We start from the raw sequence: 7,603 nt of genomic DNA on the forward strand, positions 1-7,603 counted from the left end.
GCGGAGCAAAAGTAAGAAAAGATGAAAGATGAGAGATGAAAGATGAGTGAGAAAAGATTAAAGAAGGAAGATACTACCGCAGGAACATGGACAAGGTCATTGTCAAAAACGCTGCGATAGCATCTTTCATCTCTCATCTTTCATCTTTATCAAAGTCCCAGCAATTCCCGTGCATTCACCAACGCCGACTCACTCGGTGGGCTTTGGCTAAGCATCACTGCGATGGCACGCACCCTGTCATCATCGCTGAGCAAACGCACGTTGGTAACCGTACGATCGGGTTTGTCCACTTTAAAGACAAAATAGTGTCGATCAGCCTTTGAAGCAACCTGGGGTGAATGGGTGATGGTCACCACCTGGTGCTCATTGGACAAGTTCCGCAGGATATTGCCCATCTTGAGCGCCACATCACCGGAAATGCCCGAGTCAATTTCGTCAAAAATAAGCGTTGGTAGTGGAATCGCGCTCGCAACCAGAGATTTGGTAACCAGTGCAAGACGCGACATTTCCCCACCCGAAGCCACATCCTTGATTTGTTGCAGGCGGCTACCCCGGTTGGCAGCAAATAAAAATTGCACTTCGTCCAGACCGGTTGGGCTCAACTGCTCCAACTTGCGGTTTTCGATCTTGAGCTGGGCATAAGGCATGGCCAATTGGGTCAACATGTCTACCACTTTTTGCTCATAGCCTGGAATCACGGCTTGACGTCGGTCGCTGAGCTCGTCTGCCCAACGGTACAACTGTTCTTCCTGCACCTTGATTTTATCGCGCAGGGCACCTATTTCATTGCCTAGATCGGCAAAACCTGCCAATTGCTGCTCCAGATTGCCCTGAATGGCCAAAAGTTCATCGACCGAAGCAACGGTATGTTTTTTGAGTAGCCGATAAATCAAATCCAGGCGTTGCTGCACCTCCTGAATCCGTTCGGGATCGTATTCGGTTTGGTCAGCCACTTTTTCAAACTCGTTGCTCATTTCACGCAACTCAAAAATCATGCTGGCAAAACGATCGGAATATTCACCCAATTTGGGGGCATATTTCCCTATAGTCGTCAGGGCAACACTAAGGCTCTGCATTTGACCTACAATGGATTGCTCGTTTTCGGTCAAAACATCAAAGGCCATGCCCAGGGTGCGTTTGATGTCTTCGGCATGGCTGAGCCTGGTCAGTTCTTCTTCCAAAGTCTCCTGCTCACCAGCTACCAACTCTGCTTTGTTGAACTCTTCCAACTGAAATTGGATGAAGTCCATCTCTTTGGTGGATTGTTCATTCCGGTTCAGCAGTTCCGACAAGCGGCGCTGGTTGGCGCTGTATTCGCGATAAAGATTGCGGTATTGCAAGAGGAGTTCTTTGTTGCCGGCCAGGGCGTCGATCATCCGGAGTTGGAAGGAAAGATTGTGGATGTCGAGGGTGTCAAATTGCTGATGGAGGTCGATCAACTCTGCACTGAGGTCCTGGAGCACTTTGAGTGTAACCGGGCTGTCATTGACGAAGGCGCGGGACTTCCCTGAAGGGGTAAGCTCGCGCCGGACGACCACTTCTGTTTCGTAGTCGAGGTCGTTTTCGGCAAAAAACTCGCGCAAATCGTGCGCACTCAGGTCAAAAATGCCTTCAATGATGCATTTTTCCTCCTGGTTGTACAAGGATTTGGTATCGGCCCGATCGCCCATAATCAGTCCCAATGCCCCCAAAAGGATTGATTTTCCGGCGCCAGTTTCCCCGGTAATGATGGTCAAGCCCTTGGCAAAATCAATGTCAAGGAGCTCGATGATGGCATAATTGCGGATGTGAAGCCTTTTTATCATAGCGCTTTAAAAATACTGCGCGTAAAAATAAAGGTTTTGTTTGAAAAAATTGGACTTCTTGCACAAAGCATTAATTTTGCATCAAAATAATTGGGTTTACACCCACAGAATCACACCCACACCTTCACACCCACACTCACACCCATTCTTGAGTAACCACAATGAAACAATTTTTAATCTTCCTACTCATGGCCTCGGTATTCCATACCTGTGGAGGCTCTAAATCCAAATCCTGGGAGGCATTGGACCTCAAAGGCTATGGTATCCCGGCGACCATCCTCGCCCCTGCGGACAGCACCCAAATAGAAAATTTCGAACTTTCGGGCATCAAAGACGTCTCCATCACCTCCACAGGTGAGACGCCCTTTGCTGTACAAATTTATGCAGGTAAAGCCAAGGGAAACAAATTGGTCGAACAAACTTTCCGCCAAATCCGCGAAGTACACAGTAATCCTGAATTCCACAAAATTGTAGAACAACACAGTGACGGCTTTATTTACGAAGTGAAAGGCCATCATGAAGACCGCTATAGTTTTCGCTATGTACACCTGGTGCGGGACACGGAAATTGTGTTTACCACTGCGCTGAACCAACGGTTTTCGCTGGAGGAGGTGAAGAAGATGTATGCGGCGGTGAAGCAGAAATAAACCAATGATGCAAGCTTTTGTTTCCACTTGAATTGATCAAAAAGCCATGCACCCACTCCGCCAGTTCATTTCACAATTCACTCCGGTAGCGGAACAAGACTGGCAGGCCATTTCTAACTGCCTGCTTCGCCGAGAACTTAAAAAAGAAACCCTTTTGCTGGAAGAAGGTAAAACCTGCAAACACCTCTATTTTTTGGAAAAAGGTTTGCTGCGTTTTTTTGTTTGGAAAGATGGCATTGACATCACCAAGTACTTTACAGACGTACCCTATGTTTTTACCTCTCAAAAAAGCTTCAACCAACAGGTCCCTGCACAGGAAAGTATTGAAACACTCGAAGACAGTATCATTTGGCAAATGAGTTACGAGCATGCCCAGCACCTGCTGGAACTCAAGCCCTGGAGTACCTTCATCCGCCTGCTGATACAGGAAGTACAAACTTATACCGAGGAAATTCTGGAGGCGTTACAAACCCAAACCGCCGAGCAACGCTACAAAATGCTGCTGCAGCAAGATGCCGATTTGTTACAGCGTGTTCCGCTTAAACACCTGGCTTCCTACCTGGGCATAGCGCCACAGTCCCTCAGTCGCATTCGCAAAAAAATCCAGCACCAACTCCGAACTTAACCTAGGTGCAGTGGATAGGGAAAGATCTGCCGGAACTTTGTGGAAAATTCAATCATGAACAAAGCATTTCTTTCACTTCAAACACTGCTGCTTATGGCTTCCCTCGGCATTGCCCAATCCAATACCCATTTTAGCTACAGTCTTGAAACCAGGGCTAAGCCCGCAAAAATCTGGCAAATCTGGAGCGATGTGCCCAATTGGCAACAATGGGATACCGGCTTAAAAAGCGCTGAATTGTTGGGCGCATTTGCGATTGGCACCAAAGGTAAATTGATTCCTGACAAAGGGCCAAAATCTAGCTTCATCCTCACCGAACTGGTGGCCGGTAAGTCGTATACCTTCAAAACCAAACTCCCTTTGGGCGCTTTACACGTCAAAAGGTATTTGGAGGAAAAGGAGGGCAAAACCTATTTTACCCATGAGGTTTGGTTCACCGGGCTGAGCAAAGGAATATTTGGCAGTGCCTTGGGGAAAAACTATCGGCGGATTTTGCCAGAGGTGATGACCCGGATTCGGGAAATTGCGGAGCGGTAACTAGATGGTATACAAGCGTAAAAATAAAAAAAGCCGCAAAAAGTTGAATTTCAACCAATTGCGGCTTTTTATTTGTGGAGGTAAGGGGAATGCCTTTTGAATAGGATTTATTAAAGATAAATACTCAATGATTTGTTTTTCAATGGCATGGATTTATAACATTAAAATTGTGATGCGAAATTTTAAAGTAAATCTGGTCTTGTATAGTTTTAGTAATGGATTTAGCTTGCATGAAATTTATTTCACATGGGCGAGCCAAATTTTAGATTGCAAGCTTATACAAGTCAGGACGGTAAATCCCCTATCACACTAGACTTTCAATGGACTGTAGTAAGTGGTGTAAATATCCGCTTAATGTATGCGGCAAAAGCTTCTATACTCCGATCCCACTGGAACAAGAAAACCCAACGTCCAAAAAACATAATCGGCTACGAACGCGAGTATGCCCTACTAACTGAGCATTTGGATAAAATGGCGCAAGAAGTAAGGGTCATATACCGGAAATACCAAGCTGAAAGAAAATTGATCGAATTGACCCGCGACCGGATGCGGCAAGAGCTTGACCAGGTCTTTGAAGTTTCCCGACCAATCAAAGTTGGTACTACATTTTTCGCATGGTCGGAGGACTACCTAAAGTCTATTTTCCCAAAAGATTCTACATACAACGAAAGTACTGGGAAGATACTATCAACCTCCCTACGTCACCTGAAAGCCTTTGCAAATGATGAAGATATTGATCTGGACTTTCAGCACTTCAATAGACAGTTATACGGGCAATTTGTGAACTACTTGAGGAATAAAAAAGGATTGGGTGATAATACCATTGAGAAGATTGTTTTTGCGGGTCTAAAGCGGTTCTTGAATGAAGCTACTGATGCCGGGGTCAATTTCTTCACTGCCTACAAGGATGTCACACCAAAAAAAGTAGGTGTACAAAAAACGAAGGGGGACAAAATTTACCTCACCCGCTCCGAACTTAAACAAATGTACGAATACCCCCTACCCCTCCATTTGGCCAACGTACGCGATGCCTTTGTTTGTGCTGTTCTTTTAGGGCTTCGATATGGGGACTGGCATAAGGTGTGCAATGAAAATTTAATAGACCTGGGCGAAGGGAAAAAAGCTCTATCTATTGTCCTGGACAAAAAACCCCAACCTCGCGTTGTCGTTCCCTGTCACCCGGCAGTGATGGAAATTTTAAAGAAGCACAACGGCGTGTTGCCTGTCATTTCAAACCAGAAGACAAACCAGAATTTAAAAGAAATTGGTCATGCTGTAGGGATGATAGACCAAACATCCAAGACGGTGCGCAAAGGGCGGGTCATTGAAACCAAGCACTCCAAATTTGAACTATTGACTTGCCATGTTTCAAGAAATTGCTTTGAAAGTGAAGCAAGGCGAGCACAGATACCGCAACGCGATATTGATCTATTTACCGGGCATTCCTCAAATGCAGTGAGCGACATTTACGACCGTAGGCAATTGGTAACGATTGCTATTGACTACCGCGATCACAGATTTTTTAATACATGGGATGAATGAGAATTTTTCACCAATTATATGCTATTAAAAAATATCCGATGGAACAAACTCATAAAACAGCACACCATGAAGCCGGGCACTTTATCGCCTATTTGCTTTACATCGCCAAAGAATATGGCTACGAAGGTCTGGAACTTGAAAGCCTTAGTATTATCCCTGATGGTGATTCCTTTGGACGCCTCGTAAATCATCCCGATGCGAAGTACTATAATATCTTACCTGTTCTTATGGCTGGTGCTGCCTCCGATTTTATTCTGTCTGGTGAAAATAACTCATTCCAGTTTTTAGATACGTTACTTGCTGAACAAATGGAGTTAGAGGGAAGTGATTCGGACGGGATAGTTGAATTGTCTATTTTCCATGTAACTGAGAATAGCAACATCACAGAATTTCTACATTCAGATTTTACGGATGTAGTGGATAATATAAAAAAGAACTGGGAAGCAGTACAATTTGTGGCTAACGAGCTGATAAGTAAAAAGCTTATCGAAGGCGATGATTTACACAACCTAGTTATTGTGACTGCTGAAAAACTAGGTGTTGAAATTTTTGATTTATGAAGTTACCTGGGGACATACGCCCAACCTGTATGACCTGAAAAAAAAGCCCTCACTTGGAAGATTTCGACGGCAACCAAGAAAGGGCAATTTTCCAAAAAAAGAAAACTTATACAAAAATGAGTATTCCAACTCAAACAACCAAGGGTTTTGTAAATCCTGCTTTCGCCTCAATCTTTGACGGCATCACTCGCAATATGCCCGCAATTACTTTTTGGGGCATCCTGGCAACGTACGGGGTCACGGCTGCATTAAACGTGTGGTCAATCCCACTACCCGTCTACATCTCAATCCCTGCTGCCTTAGCAATTCAATTCGGGCGCTTTGCAATCGTATTCGTGGACTTTCTTAATCCGACTGGCAAACGGTCTACCCTACCCGCAATAATCGCAACGGCGGCCACTGCTGTGGCTCTCCTGGAGTTGTCCTTTTCCCTTCAACATCTCAAAATGTCAGGTGCAGAATTTTGGAGCATGTTTCTATTCGGGGGCATGGTGATAATGTTCGGCTACTTACTTGAGGTCAACTTTATCAAAAAAGGTGCTGAGGCATTCGGCTTGGTGAAGGGTGAACAATCGGCGGGTGCTGCTTCCATGCTCAACCAGGTGCAACCCCCTACCCCCCTGCCTACTCCGACTGCTCCAGATGTGCAGGGCATGCAAGATGAAATTGAGTTTTTGAAAAATCAACTCGCAGCACAACAACAAGCACAACCCGCCAACGTGGGAAACGGAAAACCCGGCAGGCCAAAAAAGCAGATTCCCTCGGAATTGTTGAACGGTCATTCATCGAATGGAAACGGGAACGGGAAACATTAGGTGCTGGGGGCTTTATAAGCACAGATGTAGGATTAAATAATTTCCAATTATTCCAACGTCGGAGATTTTACCGGAAAAGGTTATGGACTGCGCAACAAAAAGAAATTGCGTTGCAGCGTGCAGGAAAACCAGTTTCCAAGAAAATCAAAAATGCGATTGTGAATAATTCGGATTGGGTGCAATTCTACGATGCAGCGATAAAGCAGAACAAGAAACAACCAGTTTTGGAGGTGGCCTAACGGCTACTTCCATGCTGGATTGAAAAAAAAGTTTTCCACATTCTGAGCGAGTTTATCAACAATTTGGGGTAAATACTTCGCAATCTAATTGTTTAATTCGTTTGTAAATACCATATTTTGGGTATTGTTAAACATTTATTTTTAACAGGTCTTCTTTCTGTGAAACAAATAAGTTACATTTGCATAGTCAAAATGTTTATAAAATGAAAAACGATTCAATACGTTTCCGGTTGCCTGCAAATGAAAAGGCGATTGTTTTAAAACTCGCTAATGAGGCAGGTCTAAGTCTGTCGGATTTTATGCGGGGTATTATTTCACAAATTCAAACCAGCGTAGAAAATGGATAATGAACAGTTGGCAGAATTACAAAACCGCTTGACCCAATTGGAACAAGACAACAAACGTCTTCAACAGTCCAACGAGGAATTAGCTGGAGAGGTCGCGATTTGGAAACCCGGCCAACGGGTCGAGGTTGCCCAACCAGCGGACAGGCGAACAGCGAAAGAGTTTGCACAACCAAAAAGGAACATCCGCCAATTTCGACTGGAGGAGGCGCTTGCAATACCTGAAACTGAATTATTCCGGGCAATTTCAAACCATATGCAAGAACAGTTGCCACACTTGGTAGATGCGCCTGCCGGATTGGTTTACAATTGCAAAGTTTTGTATCCGACCGGATTACTCAAGGCTTTACGAGGTAAGCACAAGGATGCAAAAAAGGAGGGGTACAGGGACTACGGCCACTGCTTGATTTTGCAGCAATTTGGATTTACTCCATTCGTTTCGGATCAGGAGGTGAGGACGAATGTTTTCTAAAAAAAAGGTTACCAATACGG

The 7,603-nt window shown here is 44.7% G+C and carries 9 protein-coding genes; 8 read left to right on the forward strand and 1 reads right to left on the reverse strand.

The features are described from left to right. Window positions 1-149: 149 nt before the first annotated feature. Window positions 150-1,805: a DNA repair protein RecN gene (recN, locus tag SFV55_RS28780; RefSeq protein WP_320033053.1), complete on the reverse strand. Its 1,656-nt coding sequence runs from the start codon at window positions 1,803-1,805 to the stop codon at window positions 150-152. A 188-nt stretch (window positions 1,806-1,993) separates the two neighbouring features. Here recN and SFV55_RS28785 point away from each other — a divergent pair, with 188 nt between their 5' ends. The 8 genes from SFV55_RS28785 to SFV55_RS28820 all read left to right on the forward strand — a co-directional run bounded on the left by SFV55_RS28785 (window position 1,994) and on the right by SFV55_RS28820 (window position 7,583). Further along, window positions 1,994-2,452: a hypothetical protein gene (locus tag SFV55_RS28785; RefSeq protein ID WP_320033054.1), complete on the forward strand. Its 459-nt coding sequence runs from the start codon at window positions 1,994-1,996 to the stop codon at window positions 2,450-2,452. A gap of 46 nt (window positions 2,453-2,498) precedes the next feature. Next, complete coding sequence (locus SFV55_RS28790; protein WP_320033055.1) at window positions 2,499-3,077, forward strand: Crp/Fnr family transcriptional regulator; 579 nt, start codon at window positions 2,499-2,501, stop codon at window positions 3,075-3,077. A gap of 54 nt (window positions 3,078-3,131) precedes the next feature. Further along, entirely contained in the window at window positions 3,132-3,611 is a 480-nt protein-coding gene (locus SFV55_RS28795; protein WP_320033056.1) for an SRPBCC family protein, read from the forward strand. Between the two features lie 246 nt (window positions 3,612-3,857). Then, window positions 3,858-5,153 carry a phage integrase SAM-like domain-containing protein gene (locus tag SFV55_RS28800; RefSeq protein WP_320033057.1) on the forward strand — a complete coding sequence of 432 codons (1,296 nt, stop codon included), beginning with the start codon at window positions 3,858-3,860 and terminating at the stop codon, window positions 5,151-5,153. Between the two features lie 38 nt (window positions 5,154-5,191). Next, window positions 5,192-5,713: a hypothetical protein gene (locus SFV55_RS28805; protein WP_320033058.1), complete on the forward strand. Its 522-nt coding sequence runs from the start codon at window positions 5,192-5,194 to the stop codon at window positions 5,711-5,713. A gap of 53 nt (window positions 5,714-5,766) precedes the next feature. After that, a complete protein-coding gene (locus SFV55_RS28810; protein WP_320033059.1) occupies window positions 5,767-6,528 on the forward strand; it encodes a hypothetical protein in 762 nt (253 codons plus the stop codon). Window positions 6,529-6,970: 442 nt separating this feature from the next. After that, window positions 6,971-7,114 carry a plasmid mobilization protein gene (locus SFV55_RS28815; RefSeq protein ID WP_320033060.1) on the forward strand — a complete coding sequence of 48 codons (144 nt, stop codon included), beginning with the start codon at window positions 6,971-6,973 and terminating at the stop codon, window positions 7,112-7,114. Next, complete coding sequence (locus SFV55_RS28820) at window positions 7,107-7,583, forward strand: hypothetical protein (protein WP_320033061.1); 477 nt, start codon at window positions 7,107-7,109, stop codon at window positions 7,581-7,583. The genes SFV55_RS28815 and SFV55_RS28820 overlap by 8 nt, the downstream gene beginning before the upstream one ends. Window positions 7,584-7,603: the final 20 nt, after the last annotated feature.

Origin of the sequence: Haliscomenobacter sp., assembly GCF_033763495.1 — a bacterium.
GTDB lineage: Bacteria > Bacteroidota > Bacteroidia > Chitinophagales > Saprospiraceae > Haliscomenobacter.

Coding starts and splice junctions, on each gene's coding strand:
- SFV55_RS28795 (WP_320033056.1), top strand. CDS start 3,132: ATGAACAAAGCATTTCTTTCACTTCAAACACTGCTGCTTATGGCTTCC.
- SFV55_RS28815 (WP_320033060.1), top strand. CDS start 6,971: ATGAAAAACGATTCAATACGTTTCCGGTTGCCTGCAAATGAAAAGGCG.
- SFV55_RS28785 (WP_320033054.1), top strand. CDS start 1,994: ATGGCCTCGGTATTCCATACCTGTGGAGGCTCTAAATCCAAATCCTGG.
- SFV55_RS28790 (WP_320033055.1), top strand. CDS start 2,499: ATGCACCCACTCCGCCAGTTCATTTCACAATTCACTCCGGTAGCGGAA.
- SFV55_RS28800 (WP_320033057.1), top strand. CDS start 3,858: ATGGGCGAGCCAAATTTTAGATTGCAAGCTTATACAAGTCAGGACGGT.
- SFV55_RS28805 (WP_320033058.1), top strand. CDS start 5,192: ATGGAACAAACTCATAAAACAGCACACCATGAAGCCGGGCACTTTATC.
- recN (WP_320033053.1), bottom strand. CDS start 1,805: ATGATAAAAAGGCTTCACATCCGCAATTATGCCATCATCGAGCTCCTT.
- SFV55_RS28820 (WP_320033061.1), top strand. CDS start 7,107: ATGGATAATGAACAGTTGGCAGAATTACAAAACCGCTTGACCCAATTG.